12 protein-coding genes are annotated in these 17999 nt (G+C 61.3%); 5 read left to right on the top strand and 7 right to left on the bottom strand.

The window, feature by feature from the left end:
* The first annotated feature begins 80 nt into the window (after nt 1-80).
* Nucleotides 81-245, top strand: a complete 165-nt coding sequence (locus tag ACA074_RS18100) for a hypothetical protein (RefSeq protein WP_401266316.1) — start codon at nt 81-83, stop codon at nt 243-245.
* 24 nt (nt 246-269) lie between these two features.
* Here the strand turns inward: ACA074_RS18100 and ACA074_RS18105 are convergent, their stop codons facing one another.
* Nucleotides 270-1250: a diaminopimelate epimerase gene (locus ACA074_RS18105; protein ID WP_497677523.1), complete on the bottom strand. Its 981-nt coding sequence runs from the start codon at nt 1248-1250 to the stop codon at nt 270-272.
* A 239-nt stretch (nt 1251-1489) separates the two neighbouring features.
* On the opposite strand from ACA074_RS18105, the gene ACA074_RS18110 reads away from it, so the two are divergent.
* A complete protein-coding gene (locus ACA074_RS18110) occupies nt 1490-2641 on the top strand; it encodes an MFS transporter (RefSeq protein WP_497614866.1) in 1152 nt (383 codons plus the stop codon).
* A gap of 849 nt (nt 2642-3490) precedes the next feature.
* Here the strand turns inward: ACA074_RS18110 and ACA074_RS18115 are convergent.
* From ACA074_RS18115 to ACA074_RS18135, 5 genes are all read right to left on the bottom strand, one after another.
* Nucleotides 3491-5917, bottom strand: a complete 2427-nt coding sequence (locus ACA074_RS18115; protein WP_489881074.1) for a TonB-dependent siderophore receptor — start codon at nt 5915-5917, stop codon at nt 3491-3493.
* A 98-nt stretch (nt 5918-6015) separates the two neighbouring features.
* Nucleotides 6016-6999, bottom strand: coding sequence for a FecR family protein (locus ACA074_RS18120; protein WP_497677524.1), 984 nt, complete (start codon nt 6997-6999; stop codon nt 6016-6018).
* Between the two features lie 40 nt (nt 7000-7039).
* Nucleotides 7040-7531 (bottom strand): sigma-70 family RNA polymerase sigma factor, encoded by a 492-nt coding sequence (locus tag ACA074_RS18125; protein ID WP_497677525.1) that lies wholly within the window; start codon nt 7529-7531, stop codon nt 7040-7042.
* Between the two features lie 189 nt (nt 7532-7720).
* A complete protein-coding gene (locus tag ACA074_RS18130; RefSeq protein WP_497677526.1) occupies nt 7721-12187 on the bottom strand; it encodes a hemagglutinin repeat-containing protein in 4467 nt (1488 codons plus the stop codon).
* 112 nt (nt 12188-12299) lie between these two features.
* A complete protein-coding gene (locus tag ACA074_RS18135; RefSeq protein WP_497677527.1) occupies nt 12300-14027 on the bottom strand; it encodes a ShlB/FhaC/HecB family hemolysin secretion/activation protein in 1728 nt (575 codons plus the stop codon).
* A gap of 278 nt (nt 14028-14305) precedes the next feature.
* Between ACA074_RS18135 and ACA074_RS18140 the strand changes: the two genes are divergently transcribed.
* Together ACA074_RS18140 and ACA074_RS18145 are read left to right on the top strand one after the other, a co-directional pair.
* Nucleotides 14306-15424 carry an HlyD family secretion protein gene (locus ACA074_RS18140; protein WP_497677528.1) on the top strand — a complete coding sequence of 373 codons (1119 nt, stop codon included), beginning with the start codon at nt 14306-14308 and terminating at the stop codon, nt 15422-15424.
* Entirely contained in the window at nt 15421-17013 is a 1593-nt protein-coding gene (locus ACA074_RS18145) for a DHA2 family efflux MFS transporter permease subunit (RefSeq protein ID WP_497677529.1), read from the top strand. Before ACA074_RS18140 ends, ACA074_RS18145 begins: the two co-directional genes overlap by 4 nt.
* Nucleotides 17014-17027: 14 nt before the next feature.
* On the opposite strand, the gene ACA074_RS18150 is transcribed toward ACA074_RS18145, so the two are convergent.
* A complete protein-coding gene (locus ACA074_RS18150; RefSeq protein ID WP_497677530.1) occupies nt 17028-17468 on the bottom strand; it encodes a carboxymuconolactone decarboxylase family protein in 441 nt (146 codons plus the stop codon).
* A gap of 177 nt (nt 17469-17645) precedes the next feature.
* Here ACA074_RS18150 and ACA074_RS18155 point away from each other — a divergent pair, with 177 nt between their 5' ends.
* Nucleotides 17646-17945, top strand: coding sequence for a hypothetical protein (locus tag ACA074_RS18155; RefSeq protein WP_497677531.1), 300 nt, complete (start codon nt 17646-17648; stop codon nt 17943-17945).
* The last annotated feature ends 54 nt before the right edge of the window (nt 17946-17999 follow it).

Consider the following 17999-nt stretch of genomic DNA (forward strand, 5'->3'; position numbering starts at 1 on the left):
TGCGATCGTAGCCTCGGGCATGGTTGGCCCACCGCTGAGCGTACACCTCAAAACCGGCTTGGCCTCGGGACTGGCGCCCGGTGAAACGCCAGTTGAGGCACGCCCGAAGCTTGTCGTTGCTGGCGACGTCGGCGCACTCGGTGATTATTGAGTGTTTTGAGGCGTTGCCCACTCCGCAGGCGTTGCTGCGGCTGGTTGTCGAGGGTGATCAGGTGGTGAGCGTGACGTTGTTCAAGGCTAATTGACGGTATCGCAAACCTTCGGCAGCTCTAGAGGATCGGTTGGGCCGTACCGAACAGGCTGAGGCGCAGCAATTCTCCATTTGCTTCTTCGAGCAGGATCGGCGCCGTGCCGCCGGGCATGACGACGTGTACTTCACCTGCCTCGACCCATCCGACCCGCCACGCCGATGAGGCCACTGCGCTGGCGCTGGTGCCTGAGGAGGCCGTCGGCCCTTCGCCGCGTTCGAACACCCGGGCGACGATACATCGTGCGGACTCGCGCGCGGCCCATTGCAGATTTACGCCCGCCGGACAGGGCTGCCCTGAGCCGGTGGGCATGGCATAAGCGATTCGCGTCAGGCCTTCGTTCAGTGGCGATGCGCGCATCTGTTCGTTACTGGGCAGCGCGGCAACTTCTGTCAGCAACGTCACGCAGTGCGGATTGCCGATACGCACGAACTGGCTGTGGCTCCACGAGGGGTCGAGTTGTGCCAGGGATTGAATATGGCTTGTTCCACAGCCGTTGAATTCGCGGCTTTCTACGTTCTGTGCACCGACCGCGGACGGGCCGAATTCGGGTTGGCCGAGATCCAGCCAGAATCCTCTCACGCCTTCGACTTCGGCCGGCTTCACAGAGGTCTCAACCGCGCTCCCTTTGTCATGATGCACGCGCAACAGAGCGCCCTGCTCGGGCAGTACACCTTGCTCGGTCAGGGCTTGCGAGAAGATCGTCAGGCCATTGCCACTGCGCTCGGCGAGGGTACCGTCGGTGTTGATGATCAGCACGTCAAATGGCGGCGATGCCTGGAACGGACCCACGAGCAGACCGTCGCTGCGGTGGGATTTGCTGTCTGCTGGCCGCTGACCTTCGGGCCATTCGCAGCAGAGAGCGACGGCGTGATGACTCCAGGTCTGGCGTGATGACGCACATTCGCCAGCGCTGGTCGGCAAGTCGATTCCCGCCATGCGTAGCGCCTCGGGAGAGATCACTCCGTAGATGTTGTCCCGCGCATCGTAGAACTGCGTCATCACTTTTGTGTCCCTGCTGCCAAAGTAGTCCACTGTAAACCGCAACCACCTGTAGGAGTGAGCCCGCTCGCGATAGCGGTGTGCCAGGCAAAAAAATGTCGACTGATCCACCGCTATCGCGAGCAGGCTCACTCCCACAGGTTAGGATGTCGACTGCACGTCCCCGGAACACCTGCGATCGAACCTCGACGCTCAATCACTGTCCTTCGGGGACGCGACGTTTTTTGCCAAGGATCGATATGACCAGCCTCAACCCCCAAGACACTTTCGTCCCCGGACGCCTGCAACAGATGTCCACGCGCATCGCTTTCTTCATCGCCGGGCTCGGCATTGCCGCATGGGCGCCACTGGTGCCGTACGCCAAGACTAGGGCCGGGCTTGATGAGGGCACGCTGGGATTGTTGCTGTTATGCCTGGGCGTCGGTTCGATTCTGGCGATGCCAATGGCGGGGATTCTGGCAACGCGATTCGGCTGCCGCAGAGTGGCAACTGGCGGCACGCTGTTGATCTGCGCGGCATTGCCGTTGCTGGCGACGGTGTCGTCGATTCCGGCGCTGATCGCCACGCTGTTCATGTTCGGCGCCGGCCTCGGCACGGTGGATTCGACGGTAAACCTGCAAGCGGTGATCGTCGAGCGTGCGAGCGGCAAGAACATGATGTCGGGTTTCCACGGTCTGTTCAGCCTTGGCGGCATCGTCGGGGCGGCGGGCGTCAGCGCCCTGCTCGGCCTCGGCCTTTCGCCGTTGGGCGCGATGCTGGTGGTGGTGGCGGTGTTGATCGCCGCTTTGTTCAAGTGTGTACCGCACATGTTGCCCTATGGCAGCGAAAGCTCCGGGCCTGCATTCGCCATCCCCCACGGCATCGTGCTGTTTATCGGCGGGATGTGCTTCATCGTATTCCTCACCGAAGGTGCGGCGCTGGACTGGAGTGCGGTGTTCCTGGCGCAAGAGCGCGGGATCGACACGGCGTATGCGGGGCTGGGTTACGCGGCGTTCGCTCTGACCATGACCGCCGGACGCTTGATGGGTGACCGGATTGTTCGGATTGTCGGGGCGACGCGGATTATTTTGTTTGGTGGCCTGTTGGCGGCGGCAGGCTTGTTTCTGGCAACGTTCGCACCGAGCTGGGAGGCTGCACTGGTCGGTTATGCGTTGGTCGGTGCCGGTTGCTCAAATATCGTGCCGGTGTTGTACACGGCGGTGGGCAAACAAACCGTGATGCCGGAAAGTATTGCGGTGCCGGCGATTACTACGTTGGGTTATGCGGGGATTCTGGCGGGGCCGGCGGTGATTGGTTTTGTTGCTCATGCCAGCAGTTTGAGTTTTGCTTTCGGGTTGATGGCGGTGTTGCTGGTGGCGGTGGCCATTGGTGGGAAGGTGTTGAAAGTCTGAACTTAGTGCATCTGCCAGATTGTTGTTTGGGGGTTGGGGTTGGGGTTGGGGTTGGGGTTGGGGGCATATCCGTTGCTGCGGGTGTTGCTGATTAGGGTTCCGCCCTTACGGCGGGTCACCTTTTCCAAACGCCGAAAAGGTAACCCAAAAGGCTCTACCCTGACGTACGGCACTTCGCTGAGGCTCAGTGTTCCCTCGCTACGGTGTCCATCCGGGGGCATCGCCTACGGTTTGCTTCGCTGCACCTCCTCTCGATGTGTGCGGCTTCGCCGCACGGCGCTGCGCGCCTACCCCCGGATGAACACCTTCTCTCGGCCTGCCGATGGGCTGAAGAGCAAGATCAAAAGCCAAAGCCAAAGCTAAAGCAGATCAAAAGATCGTCCGATCGCGGCCCTAGCCTTCGGCAGCTCCTACAGGGAATGAGTAGACCCGCCAGAGCCTGGTCGGCTATCAGGCCGCCATCGCTGGCAAGCCAGCTCCCACAAGAAAACGAGTACACCCCGCACGCGGCGCATGCCGCCCCACTCAACACAATGAGCGCAAGCTCGAGTACCGCTCTTGATCTCAAACGCCCGTCGGCAGGCTGAGTGGAGGGATTGATCCGGGGGTGGGAGCGCAGCGACCGTTTGGCGAAGCCAAACACATCGAGAGGAGGTGCAGCGAAGCAAACCGGAGGCGATGCCCCCGGATCAATCCCGCAGCGAAGGAACCTGAGCCACAGCGAGGGCCGTACGTCAGGGCACAGACCTTTGGTTACTTTGGGGCGTTTGCCAAAGTGACCCGCCGTAAGGGCGGAACCCTAATCAGCCATCACCCCAAAAACGGATATTCACCCAATCAACCAATCAATCAAAACCCCACACTGGCCTGCACAAAAAACGTCCGCGGCGCCCCCACATACATCCCCGAATTGTTATCACTGGAACGCGTAAAGTACTGCTTATCGAAGACGTTCTTCACCCCCGCCCCCAACTTCAGATTCGACACCTGCGGCCCAAAGTCATACCCCCCGCGCACGTTCCAGGTCACATAACCCGGAATATCGCCGTACTGCCCATCCGCCGTACCGTCAGTAATGTAATTGCCATTGAAACTGCCATCAGCATTCACCCCGGTACCCGGCGAGCGCTGCTTGGACTGAGCAAAACCATCAATGTTGTAGGTCCAGCGATTGACGTCATACCGCAACCCCACCGTCGCCACCTGACGCGAATAAAACGGCAGATCACGTCCCTTGAACCCCGGAATCTCCCCTTCATACGTCGCACGGGTATAGGTAAAACCGGCATTCGCGGTCAAGCCATCAAGGCGCGGATCGAGCGCTGCCATGTCGTAATGCACCGACGCTTCAATCCCCTGGTGCTTGGTCGCACCAAGATTGGTCCAGCCCACATCATTGCTGATGTATTGCAGTTCATCGTCGAAGTCGATGTAGAACAGCGTCACTTCCCCGCCCCACACGTCATCGTTGTAGCGCGTACCGATCTCGTAAGTCTTGGCCTTTTCCGGCTCCAGACCGTTGGCGGTGTTGTCACCGGAACCACCCTGACCGAGCTGGAAATATTGCAGGCTGCCGAACGACGTCTCGTAGTTGGCGAACAGCTTCCACGCATCCGACAAGTGATACATCACGCTCAGCGCCGGCAGCGGTTCGTTGCTCTCGATGCTGCGGTTTTTCTCCGGTACCGGTTTGCCGGCAGTGTCGAGCACGGCGCGGTCGTGCCAGTCGGTGCTGATGTGTTCGAAGCGAATACCCGGCGTAATCGTCCAATTGCCGACGTCGATTTTGTTGTCGACATACACAGAGTTGGCTTCAGTGCCGCCGGTGCGATCCTGAAACACATGGCCGTCGGAGGTCGGCGTAACCACCGGCTGATTGTTGACCAGCGCCAGACGGCTCGACTGCTCGTGCATCGCCTCTTTCAAATAGCGGTAACCGACGCTGACTTCCTGAGTCGTCGGGCCAACGTCAAACACGCGCGACACACGCGGCTCGATGCCCAAGGTGTAGTAGGAACGCGGATACGAGCTGAGGGTTTTCTGGTCGCGGGCGGCGATGGTGCTGCCACGGAAGCTGTCGGTGTAATAGGTCAGCACTTCGGCCTGGGTACGCTCATCGATCTGGCGAATCCACTTGAACGACACGTCTTTGCGCCGACCGGTGAAGTTGTCGTAGTCGCGCACCGAATCGTAGGGTTTGTCGTCGTACTGCTTCTGCGTCAGGCCACCGGGCATGTCGGCGCTGGCGTCGTAGTAGTGGAAGTTGAGGCTGAAATCGTCCTGATCAGTCGGCGCCCAGTGCGTCTTGAGCAGCACGTCGTCGATGTCGTTGCCGTTATTGCGCTCGCGATAGCCGTGGCCGTTGACGCCCGAGTAGAGCAACGCTACACCCATGCCGTTATCGGCGGTGCCGCCGAGGAACGCGGTGTCAATGTGTTTCCAGCCGCCGTACTGTGTGGTTTCCAGGGTGGTGCCGATTTCACCGGTGGTTTTTTCCGGGATCGCGCGGGTGACGAAGTTGATCACCCCGCCGACGTTCTGCGGCCCATAACGCACAGAACCGGCGCCACGGACCACGTCGATGCTGTCGAGGTTGCCCGCAGAAATCGGCGCCATCGACAGTTGCGGCTGACCATACGGCGCGAACGCTGCCGGTACGCCATCGATCAGCACGGTGGAGCGCGGTGACAGACGCGACGTCAGGCCGCGTACGCCGACGTTCAGCGCGATGTCGCTGCCGCCGGTGCCGTTGGAGTCCTGCACCTGCACGCCCGGCACACGCTTGAGGACGTCGCTGACGTTCATTGCGCCCTGCTCGACCATCGCTTCGCGGCGGATCACCGTGCGCGCACCGGGGTGGTTCTGCACCACGGCGGCGTCGGCATCACCGAGCCAGTCGCCGACCACTTTGATGTCGGTCACGCCGAGCTCCAGCGGGCCGTTGGTGGCGGCAGAAGTCGCAGCCGGGGACAGGGTTACCGAACCTTCGTTGATCTGATAATCCAGACCGCTGCCCTGCAGCAATTGGCGCAACGCCTGCTCCGGCGAGATATCACCATCGACCGCCGGAGCCTGTTTGCCGGCGACCAGCTCCGGGCTGAAAAACACTTGTAACGAGGTTTGCTGGCCCAGTTCACTCAAGGCCTGACCCAGCGGCTGGGCGCGGATATGAATGGCGTCGGCCGCGAATGCCAAAGGCATGGCAGCGTTGACCGCCAGCGCGAGGGCCAGCGGCAACCAAGGAGATTTCTTGTTGTTGGCAGGGATGGTTTTCACGTCGAACGTAGTCCTGTGGATCGCAAGAGTGTGCGGCTGTTAATGCAAACCAGTTGCAGTTGAACAGGAAGACGATGAACTCGAAAAAAACCTGAATGCTATTTTGAAATTATTTCCTGGCTGCCATCGGCGAGGGTGCGAACGGCCACCGGCAGGATGCTCGGCAAGGCTTTGAGCAAGGCGTCGGTGTTGTCGGATTTGAATACGCTGGTCAGCCGCAGACTGGCTACGGCCGGGTTGGCGACCGTCAGCGGCTTGTCGCGATAACGCGACACTTCAGCAGCAACCTCACTGAGGCTGGCGTTGTTGAACACCAGTTTGCCGCTGCGCCACGCCGTCAGTTCCGCCGGGTTGACCGCGTAGGCCGCCGCGACTTTGCCTTGCCCATCGACATAAGTGGCCAAGCCTGCGGTCAGGTTGATGAACTCGTTTTCGGGCGCATCATGCCCCTGCACTTTCACCGTGCCCTGCTCCACCGCGACACGGGTCTGCGACACATCACGGCGCACATCGAAACGAGTGCCAGTGACCGTCACCTTGCCACTACCGGCCTCGACCACGAACGGCCGGGCTCTGTCGTGCTCAACACTGAACATCGCTTCGCCTTCGCTCAACTCAATAACGCGGCGGTCCTTTTCATAGCGCACCTGCAAGCGGCTGCGACTGTTCAGATCGATCACCGAGCCGTCCGGCAAAGCCACATGTTTGCGTTCGCCGAGGGCGGTAGAAAACTCGGCGCTGTAACCCCCCGGGTGATTCAAACCGCTGAACAGCCCGAGTCCAAGCGCCACCGCCAGCACACTGGCCGCCACCGCATAACGCAGCAACGGGCGCCGTTCGCGGCGCGCAGGCGTGGTTTCAACAAGGGCTTTGAGACGTGGTGCCGGCAGCAGATCCGCCGCCGTCCACAAACCCTGCAGCAACTGAAATTCGTCACGGTGCTGCGGATGTTCGTTCAGCCAGGCGTCAAAGCGCTGCTGCTCGTCGGCACTGATGGCCGGCTCCTGCAAACGTACAAACCAGCGAGCCGCGTCATCGCGCACCGTCGTTTGCCCGCACGCGCAATCACGAGAATCCATCATGGAATGTCCTGTTGGGCTGGGGATGAAAAGCGGCGGCCGCTCATGACTGCAGCCCGTCGAGGCGATCACGCAGGTGCCGCAGGGTGCGGATCATATACTTTTCGACCATGTTCTTGGACAGGCCAAGGCGTTCGGCGATTTCCGCCTGGGTCAACCCTTCGATCTTTTGCCAGACAAAAATCTTGCGGCAATTGACCGGCAACTCGGTGAGCGCCCGTTCGATGGAGTCGGCCAACTGGATCGCATGCATGTAATGCTCCGGGTCGCCGAACGACGACACACTGTGATCGATCGCCTCTGACTCCATGGCGCCGCGCCGATCCTCACGCCGATACCCATCCACCGCGATATTGCGCGCGGTCTGATGCAGATACGCCCGGGGTTGCTGCACCGCCGCCGAATCGGACTCAAGCACCCGCACAAAGGTGTCGTGCGCCAGATCCTCGGCCTGCGCGCGATTGCGCAGGCGACGAGTCCAGGTGCCGATCAACTCTTCGTAATGCTCGAAAAAGCCGGGTCTGCGGGGACGCATGGGGGTATGGGCGGCGTGGTGAGGAAAGGGGCGTGAATAGTAATGCTTCCTATTAAGCCCGGCAAATCATTCTGATCATCTGCAAAATTTCCCTGTAGGAGCTGCCGCAGGCTGCGATCTCTTGATCTTTTTTTGGAAGATCAAAGTGAGAGATCGCAGCCTGCGGCAGCTCCTACAGGGGCGGGCAGGTTAGTCTTTGTTGTCGATCCCGGCTTGCAGCGGCTGGCCGTCCAAGTGGCCACTCAGGGTGACCGGGCCGACCTTCAGGTTGCCGTTTTCAAGAGTCACCTTAGGGGCGTTTTCTTCCTTCTTCTGCGGCAGATCCAGCCCGGCTTTTACCCCGTAATCGAAGTTGCTCAGGTCAGTGCTGCTGACCTTCGAACCACCCAGATCAACTTTCCCTTCACTCGCCGAGATCCGCGCGCCGGTCAGTTGTGTGGCGCCGTCAACATTCAAGCTCACACCTTGGCTGCCACTGATGCCGGAAGCCTGCGCGACACTGTCCTTGTGCGAGTATTCACCCTCGGCTTTCAGCGTTGGCTTGTAGTCAGTACCGGCGAGTTTTTCCTTGTCGCTTGGCGGATTCTTTTTCGCGGTCAGGGCAAGATCGACATCAACTTTGGCTTGAGTCTTTGAGTCCTGACGACTCTCGACTGTCAGATCACCCGCGACCTTGCCGCTGACGGACTTCGCATCAATCCGCGCACCCGCCAGTTCTGCATCACCCGCGCTGTTCAGCAGCACCGTGTCAGCCTTGATCTGGCTGTTCTGCTGCGAGGTGCCTTGCAGGTAATCCACGCCCACTTTGGCGCCGGCATTGAAGCCGTGATCGCTACTGGCCTTCTCTTCGGCGGCCGTTGGGGTTTTGCTGCTCAGGTTGCCGCCGGCATTCAGTGCGACGTTCCAGTTGTTACGGCTTTCAGTGGACTGCGCCGACTCCTGCACATAACCGCCCTTCTGCGCATTGATGCTGACGTTTGGCGCCGTGACCTGTGTGCCTTGCAAGTGAACCGAGTCACCGCTCAGGGCGATACCGCTCTGGCTGTTGAGTTGGCCACCGGTCAGGGTCTGCGAGCTCTCGTTGACCCGACCAATGTTGAAGTTACCGCTGAGATTGCCCCCCTGATCGCGGCTCTTCTCGCTGCTGGTTTTGCTGCCACCGCCCTTCAAACCACCGCCGAGATTGCTGCCGGTAGCGCTGTGGGTGTCGGCGGCCGCTTGCAGATCGAGCTTGCCGTCAGCCTTCAGATCGATGGCGCCCGCGCTGTCGATTTTCGTGCCTTGCTGGACCTGATCGCCGCCGCTGTTCAGTTGCACGCCGTTGCCACTGATGCTCGCCACATGGGCCTGAGTATCAGAGGTCTGCTTGCCGCTGTGATCGAGCTGGAACCCGGCGCCGAGGTCAACGTTGGTGCCGTCGGTGCCCGGCAAGGTGCCGACCGTCAGCGAACCATTACCGCGCAGGCTGGTGTCGCTGCTGCTCTGGCGGTCGGTGGCCTGATTGAGCGCCAGATCGCCGCCGGTCTTGATGCTCACGTTGCCCTGCCCGCCGTGGATACGGCTGCCTTCGAACTGGGCATCGCCTGCGGTTTTGATGTTCACACCCTGGCTGCCGGCATAACCGCCGACCACGGCGGTGGAGCTGTTCTTGCTCGATTGGCTGCTGCCGCCCGCGCCGCTGCCGGCGACATTCACGTCCTCACCGGTTTTGGTGTAGACGCGCACATCAACCTTGGCATCTACCGCGTTATCCGTACTGCTGTGGGTGTTGCTCGCGGCATCGGCGACCAGTTTGTCGGCGCTGATGTTCACTTTGCCGGTACCGGCGCTGTACTGGGTGCCTTGGTCGTGCAGCGTGCCAGCGACTTTCACGTCGACGTTGCCAGCGTCGAAGCGGCTGACTACAGCGTTGCTGCTTTGCTCGGTTTTATTGGCGCTGCCGTGACCGACCGCGACATCAATGCCGACATTCGGCTGGCCGAGATTGGCCAGCGCGTCCTTGTCCGGCACCTTGCCGTTCAGCACATCCTTGACCGCACCGGCTATTGGCCGGGCGATGTCTTTGTACTCGACGTTGGCGCCGATATCCGCCGACCAATTGCTCTCGGTGTGGGTGCTGCTTTCGGTATTGCTGGCCGCGCGGTTGTCGACTTCGTTGGCCGCGATGTTCAGACCATTACCGGCCTTCACCTGAGCACCTTCGGTGGCGAGCTTGTCGGCATTGATCGTCAAACCGCCGCTGCTCTGCACGCTGCTGGTCTGCGCAGTGGTTTTGCTCGTGGTGTCTTGCGAAGTGCTGTGGGCGAAATCGATGCCATTGCCGGCGCGGTCAAGGCCGCCGGTGTAGTAGAAACCGCCGCCGGTGCTGCTCTTGTCGGTGGAGGTTTTGTGGCTGTCTTCTTCGGCCAGCAACGACACGTTTTGGCCGCTCAGGCGGGTATCGCCCGCAGTGGATTTCACCTCGCTGCCCTTGACCGTCAGATCGCCGCCAGCCTTCACCTGCACGGCACCGCCGCTGAGGCTGGAACCTTGCTGGGTGACGTCGTTGCTGGTCACCGTTTGCTGCTTGTCTTCGTAATGAATCCCGGCGCGATACTGCTCCGGCGTTTGCTCTTTCGCATAAGCGTCGAAGCCACGGGTTTCAGTGGTGGTGCTGCTGTCGTGAGTGTTCTGCGCGGAATGCACATTCACATCCCCCGCCGCGTCCGCCGTCAGCGCGCCGCCCGCCTTCACCGTCGAACCAGCGACTTCGATGTCCTTGGCACTCTTGAGCTTGAGGTTGCTGTCAGACACCAGTTCGCTGCGTACCGTGGTGCTGTCCTTGGCGTTCTGGCGCGACTCGTTTTTGGTGATGCCGAAGAACTTGCTGTCCTTGTCGTGGTTGTTGCTATGCGAGGTGTCTTGGACGCCGTCGATAATCAGCGAACCCTTGTCACTGATCACGCTCGCGTCGGTGCCGCCACGCACCTGACTGCCGCTGATACGCACGTCGTCAGCCTTGACGATCAGCTTGCCGGCGGCGTTGATTTTGCTGCCCTGATGCTGGCTCTGGCCCTTGTCGGCATCGCCGGTCTTGCCGAAGAAGCCACCGCCGACCAGATCGCCGGAGTAGCTATTGTCGCTGCTGCGATTGCTGCGTGTGGCGGTAGCGATTTCCACTTGTTTGCCGGCCAGTTGCAGGTCGCCCGTGCTGTCCAGTTCGGCGCCTTCGGAGCGCAACAATGCAGCGGTTTGCAGGGCGATGTTGCCAGCCTTCAACTGGGTGGTGACGCTGCGTTGCTCTTCGCTACTGGTGTTCCAATTGGCTTTCCACAGGTGCTTGCGGTGGTTGCCCTGATCAGTCTGGATGTGGCTTTCGGTGGCCGCAGTCAGGCGCAGATCGCCGCCGCTTTTCACATCCAGATTCTTCGCCGCTTCGACCTTGGCCGCGTTCAGTTCGGTGTCTTTGCCGGAGGACAGTTTCACGTCACGGCTGGCAACGATTTGGCTGCCGTGCTGACGCGCTTCGCTGTCGGTCTGGGTGCGGTCGTAGGTTTCCCAGGTGATGCCGATGGTGCTGTTGTTCCAGTTTTCGCGCTTTTCCTGGAGTTTGCGGCTTTCCACGGTGCTCAGGGTCAGGTTGCGTTTGGCGTCGACAGTCACATCACGGCCGCTGACATCGGTCGCGGCCAGGGTCAGGTCTTTACCACTGTGCAGGCCGACATCGCCCTGACTGCTGCGAATACCCGCGCGGGTCACATCGAGGCTGTTGGTCACGGCCTCACCGCTGACACTGAGGTCACCGGCCGAACGAATCTGCACCCCGTCACGCCCGGCCACTTGCACCGCACCGACGCGCACACCGGCCCCTTCGGCAGTGCTGACGATGTTGATGCGCCCGGCCTGCATCGCGCCGAACAGGCTGGCGTCGATGCGTTGATCAGCGGTGCTGCCTGCCGGGTCCACGGTTTTCACCTGGCCGCTGGCGTAATCCACCTGATTGCGTCCGACCGTGAGGTTGAGTTGATCACGGGCAGTGAGCGCGCCCTGACTGTCGATACGCGGGGCGATCAGGTTGATCGAGCCCTCGGCGTTACGCAGGCCGCCGCTCTGAATCTGCAACTGACCGCTGGCGTCGCGGGTGTTGAGCGATTGCAGTTTGCCGTCGTTCAATTCAGGGCGACCAACCACCAGATTGGCGTTCGGCGTGTTGATGAAACTGCCGCCGTTGACCGAGATGCCGTTGGGGTTGGCCAGCACGTAATCGGCTGTGCGCCCGAAGATTTCCTGCGCGCCGTTGATCGCCGACGGGTTGCGACTGATCACTTCGTTGAGGATCACGCTCGCGGCTTGCCCTTGCAATTGCGGGTTGGCCGCCAGTTGCCCGGCGAGCTGCGATTGTCCGGCCTGCAAGGCGTTGTTCAGCACCAGTCCCTGACGGTCGACGTTGTAGTCGAGGAACTGGTTATGCGACAGGCCCGAACCGTTGGGCGCGACGATGTTGACGATGGGCACACCGCCCTGGGTTTGCAGTTGCGCGGTACCGCCGGGGCCCGGTGCGACGACGACACCACCGGCAAGAGCGCTGGGCAGGTGCACGGCGAAGAACAGGCTGGCGATTGCCCAGCGCAATTTGCCCCGTGGGGAAAGATGAAATGCAAAGGTGTGTGCTGGCATAAAAACGTCTCCATGTGAGTACGGCATCACGTCGCGCGATTTTTCCTGGCCGTGGCTGTCGCGCTCAGATCCGACGGCTGTTTGTTCACTGCATTCTTTGTTTATGTAGCGCTCATATCTGTAAGCCGACCCGCATCAGCCAGGTCTGCGGCTCATGCTGCAGACCCTTGGGCGTGTTGAGGGCGCGTTGGTAGTCGACGTCCACTTGCAGGTTTTTCCAGCCCAGATTCAGGCCGACACTGGCGCCGCTCAGGCGTTGGCCCTGGGCACCGTGATCGGCCTTGATCCAGCCGTGGTCGAGACCGACGCGCGGGGTGATCTGCATCGGCCATTCATTGCGCAGCGGCAGGCGCAAGGTGTTGCGCCAGATCGCGCCGCTGGCGCCGGATGCACTGCTGACGCGATAACCGCGCACCGCCGAATCGTCGGTGCCGAGCAGTTGTTCAATGGCCGGCAGCGGATCGGGGCTGTACTGCAAATTGAGCTGGCTCTGCCACTGCCAGGCTTGCGCGCCGAGCTGACCGTTGCGCCATTGGCTAAGGCCGGCGCGGTACTTGTGGAATTGCGCCTTGGGCAGGTTTTTGACTGGATGCTGCGAGTCGTCATCGGCGCCAAACCAGCGCAGGCCCTGGGCGTAATTGACATCGAGGTTCCACACCGCGCGGTCGAGCCAGAACAGATTGAGTCCGGCTTCGGCCACGGTCAGGGTCGGGCTCTGAATCCCCAGGCGCACATTTTCCAGATAGCTGTCGACGTCCTTGTGGGCCAGTTGCAGGTTGGCGCTGAGCTGGCGGCTCTGGTCGCGCCACAGCACGCGGTCGGCGCGCAGGCTCACTTGATCGGTGATGCCGGTGCTGTGAAAAGTGGTGCTGGGCAATTTAAACGGCGCGCGATATTCGGCGTGGCTGGCGAATGCGCTGTAGGTCCAATAACCGTAAGGGATCGCGTAATACAGGCTGGCGTTGCGGTTATAGCGGTCGCCCTGATTGAGCGTGTCGCTGGCACTGAGACTTAACAGGTCGTTGAGCTCCAGCGGGCTGTCGAGACTCAGGCTGAGCGTGTCGCGGTCGCGCCCGGTGCTGGCACTGCCGAGGTTGTCGATTCCCGCATTCAAGGCCCAGCGTGACTGCCCGGAGGTGCGCGAACGCAGGATGATCCGCGAGGCGCCGGGCTGGCTGCCGGGGGCGATATCGGCGGTCAGGTCAACAGAGCGCAAGCGGTTCAACTGATCCAGACCTTGCTCCAGGTCACGCAGGTTCAGCGGCCCACCGAGCATCCCCGGGAAGGCGCCGCCGAGGGAAACCGGCAGGCTCTGATCGGCCAGTTCGATGGACTCGATATAGCCTTCGTCGACCATGACATCGAGCGACTGCCCCGCCGCCGGTGCGCTGCTCAGGTACGGGCGGCTGGCGATGTAGCCCTTCTCGACATAGATCGCGGTGATGGTCGCCAGCAGATGATTGATCTGGCCGACGCCCATGCACGGTGCCAGCAGCGGTTTGATCCGGGCGTTGAGTTTGTCGCTGTCGATCAATGTCACGCCGCCGATGCGCGTGCCGCTTAACGGCCAGCAGCGCTCATCAGGGGTTACGGTCTGGGGAATTGCCGGAGTGACCGCTGCCGGACCGAACGCGCCGCGCTCCAGTTGGCGCTTTCTTTGCTCAAGCTGAAGTTGTTGCAGATCGCGCTGTTGCTGTTGCTGCTGGCGCAGCACTTCCTGGCCCGGCGCGACAGGTTCGGCCGCTTCAAGCGATGAGGCACACACACTCAACACAAAGGCCGACAACAGCGGGCAACGCGTGGCACAACGACGAAACACAGCTTGAAGCGAATACGGCACGCAACATCCTTGCAATCATCAAATGGCGTAATGCCACACTATCAATGATCGTGATAGTCGGAGCCCTCCTACACAAATGCAAGACGCTTCCTACAGCGCTTACATTTCTTAAACAATTGATTTGCCAGACATCAGGGTTTCCCCTAGCGCCCGTCTGGAACCCGCATATATCCCTTGGAGGAACAACTGACGATCGGTCGAAGATTTCAATTGCCACTAAATATTACCTGCGTCATATTACGATCGTAATAACGATCCGTTTCCGCAGGTATCCCTCCATGACCAGCATGCCCCCCCTCGAACCCGCCCGCGTCACTCCGGTCAGCGCCAGGCCTACCCTGCTCAAACGCCTGTTGATTCCCTGTGCCGGTTTGATCGCGCTGGTGTTCGCCTGTTTGTATGCCGTGCACTGGTGGGACACCGGGCGTTTTCTCGAGGAAACCGACGATGCCTATATCGGTGGCGACGTCACGGTGATCGGGCCAAAGGTCGCCGGATACATCGAAGAAGTGCTGGTCAGCGACAACCAACCGGTTAAGGCGGGTGACGTGCTGATCCGCCTCGATGCGCGCGATTACCGCGCCAACCTGGCCAAAGCCGAAGGCGCGGTGGCGGCCGAACAAGCGCTTTTGGCCAACCTCGACGCCACCGAGCAACTGCAACACGCGGTGATCGGTCAGGCCCGTGCCGGCATTGATGCGGCGGGTGCCGAAACCGCGCGCTCGCGGGATGACAACGCGCGCTACAAACGTCTGGTGACCACCAATGCCGTCTCGGTGGAAAGCGCCCAGCGCGCCGACGCCACCTTCAAAACCGCCCTGGCCCTGAGTGCCCGCGCGCAAGCCGAACTGCTCGCCGCGCAACGTCAACTGGCGGTGATCGATACGCAGAAACAGCAAGCCCGCGCCGCTCTCCAGCAGGCGCGGGCCGAACGTGATCTGGCGCAACTCAACCTCGGCTACACCGAATTACGCGCCCCGGTCGACGGCGTCATCGGCAACCGCCGCGCGCGGGTCGGCGCCTACGCACAGGCCGGTTCGCAGCAACTGTCAGTGGTCCCGGCGAGCGGCTTGTGGGTCGATGCCAATTTCAAGGAAGACCAATTGGCGCGGATGAAACCCGGCCAACGCGTGAGCATTCGTGCCGACGTGTTATCAGGTCAGCAATTCCACGGACGCCTCGACAGCCTCGCCCCCGCTACCGGTTCGCAATTCAGCGTACTGCCGCCGGAAAACGCCACCGGCAACTTCACCAAAATCGTCCAGCGCGTACCGGTGCGAATTCTGCTCGACCCGGCTGATGGCGTGCTCGGCCATTTGCGTCCGGGCCTGTCAGTGACCGCTGAAGTCGACACCCGCGCGCAACCTGAAAACAGCGCCGTGGCAGCCGCGCCATGAGCACCATCCTCGCCGCCCCGGCGGAACCGTTCAACGCGGCAAACATGGCGACCGCTACCAAAGTCTTCGCCTTCGCGACGATGTGCATCGGCATGTTCATTGCGCTGCTGGATATTCAGATCGTCTCGGCGTCGTTGCGCGATATCGGTGGCGGACTGTCCGCCGGCACCGATGAAACCGTGTGGGTGCAGACCAGTTACCTGATCGCCGAAATCATCGTGATCCCGCTGTCGGGCTGGTTATCGCGAGTGTTCTCCACGCGCTGGCTGTTCTGCGCCTCGGCGGTCGGCTTCACCTTCGCCAGCCTGCTCTGCGGCATGGCCTGGAACATCCAGAGCATGATCGCCTTTCGCGCGCTGCAAGGCTTTCTCGGCGGCTCGATGATTCCGCTGGTATTCACCACCGCGTTCTTTTTCTTCACCGGCAAACAACGGGTGATTGCCGCCGCAACCATCGGCGCGGTCGCTTCACTGGCGCCGACATTGGGGCCGGTGATCGGTGGCTGGATTACCGATATATCGTCGTGGCACTGGCTGTTCTATATCAACCTGGTACCTGGGATTTTTGTTGCGGTGGCGGTGCCGATGCTGGTGAAGATCGATCAACCGGAACTGTCACTGCTTAAAGGCGCGGACTATCTGAGCATGGTGTTTCTGGCGCTGTTTCTCGGCTGCCTGCAATACACCCTCGAGGAGGGCCCGCGCTGGAACTGGTTCAGCGATCAGACGATTCTGACCACCACGTGGATCAGCGGGTTGGCGGGATTGGCCTTCATCGGCCGCACGTTGCACGTGGCCAATCCGATCGTCGATCTGCGCGCACTCAAGGATCGCAACTTCGCGCTCGGCTGCTTTTTTTCGTTTGTCACCGGGATTGGTCTGTTCGCGACGATTTACCTGACGCCGCTGTTCCTCGGCCGGGTGCGTGGCTATAGCGCACTGGAAATCGGTCTGGCGGTTTTCTCCACCGGGGTGTTCCAGATCATGGCGATTCCGCTGTACGCCTTTCTGGCCAACCGGATGGATTTGCGCTGGATCATGATGATCGGGTTGGGTTTGTTCGCGGTGTCGATGTGGGAGTTCAGCCCGATCACCCACGACTGGGGCGCCGGAGAGTTGATGCTGCCGCAAGCCCTGCGCGGGATTGCCCAGCAACTGGCGGTGCCGCCGGCGGTGACGCTGACCCTCGGCGGGCTGGCGCCGGCGCGGCTCAAGCATGCGTCGGGCCTGTTCAACCTGATGCGTAATCTGGGTGGCGCGATTGGCATTGCTGCCTGCGCAACCATTCTCAATGACCGCACTAACCTGCACTTCACACGGCTGGCCGAGCATCTGAACAGCAGCAATGAGGCGATGAATCAATGGCTGTCCCAGGTCGGCGGCAACCTCGCCACCCTGGGCCAGAGCGGCGACATCGGCGTCACCGCCAGCCTGCGTCAGCTATGGCTGCTGACCTACCGCGAGGCGCAAACGCAAACCTACGGCGACACGTTCCTGATGATCATGGTGTGCTTCGTCATCGCCACCGCCATGGTGCCCTTGATGCGCAAGGTACAACCACCGGCCGCGCCGAGTGCCGATGCACATTGATCTGCGGTGTGACCTCAGGCTTGCGGCGTTTTACGGAAGCCCACCGCCAGACGATTCCAGCTATTGATGGTGCTGATCGCCACAGTCAGGTCGACCATTTCTTTCGGCGTGAACTGCGCGGCGACGACGTCGTAATCTTCGTCCGGGGCGTGGGTCAGGCTCAGTTGGGTCAACGATTCGGTCCACAGCAGCGCGGCGCGTTCACGGTCGCTGAAGAACGGCGCTTCACGCCATGCGGCCACGGCGAACAGACGACGTGGCGTTTCACCGCCCTTGATCGCATCAGCGGTGTGCATGTCGATGCAGAACGCGCAGCCGTTGATTTGCGAGGCGCGCAGCTTGACCAGTTCGATCAGGTTTTTTTCCAGCGGCAGTTTGGAGACGGCCGTTTCCAGGGCGATCATCGCTTTCAGAGCGTCTGGGGAAGCGGTGTAGAAATCGGTACGGGCTTTCATGGTGGATTCCGGGGCAAGTGAATGTGTGACTACGTTAGTCCCGGCGCGTGGTTCGACAAATAGCCAATATTCGCGAAGATCAGGAGGCCACTTGATTGACCGCTCGTCACTCTACCGGCACCTAGCGTTCGGCGCGTCAGACCAATATCAGGTAAATCCCCTTTTTGGAGAACTACCATGATGACGCGCAAACTCACCTCGTTATTGCTTGCCGGCCTGCTGGCCACGGCTTCGGCCGCCAGCTTCGCGGCCAACGATGGCGCTGATGCTACCGGCACCAAATCCGGCGCCACCAGCGGCTCGACCATGCCGCCAGACAACACGCCGGGCGCGCCTTCTGGCGGTAGCGGTTCCAATGGCGCCGGTTCCGGTACCGGCACCAATGGCGGCGCCAGCGGTTCGGGTTCGGGTGCCGGTGGCGGCACGGGTTCGGCCGGCGGCGGAACGGGCGGCGCAGGCGGTGGCACGGGCGGCTGAACGAACAAGAGCCACCCTTGGTGAGAACGCTCCTATGAGCGTTTTCACAATCCT

This window comes from Pseudomonas sp. LBUM1655, from assembly GCF_059716085.1.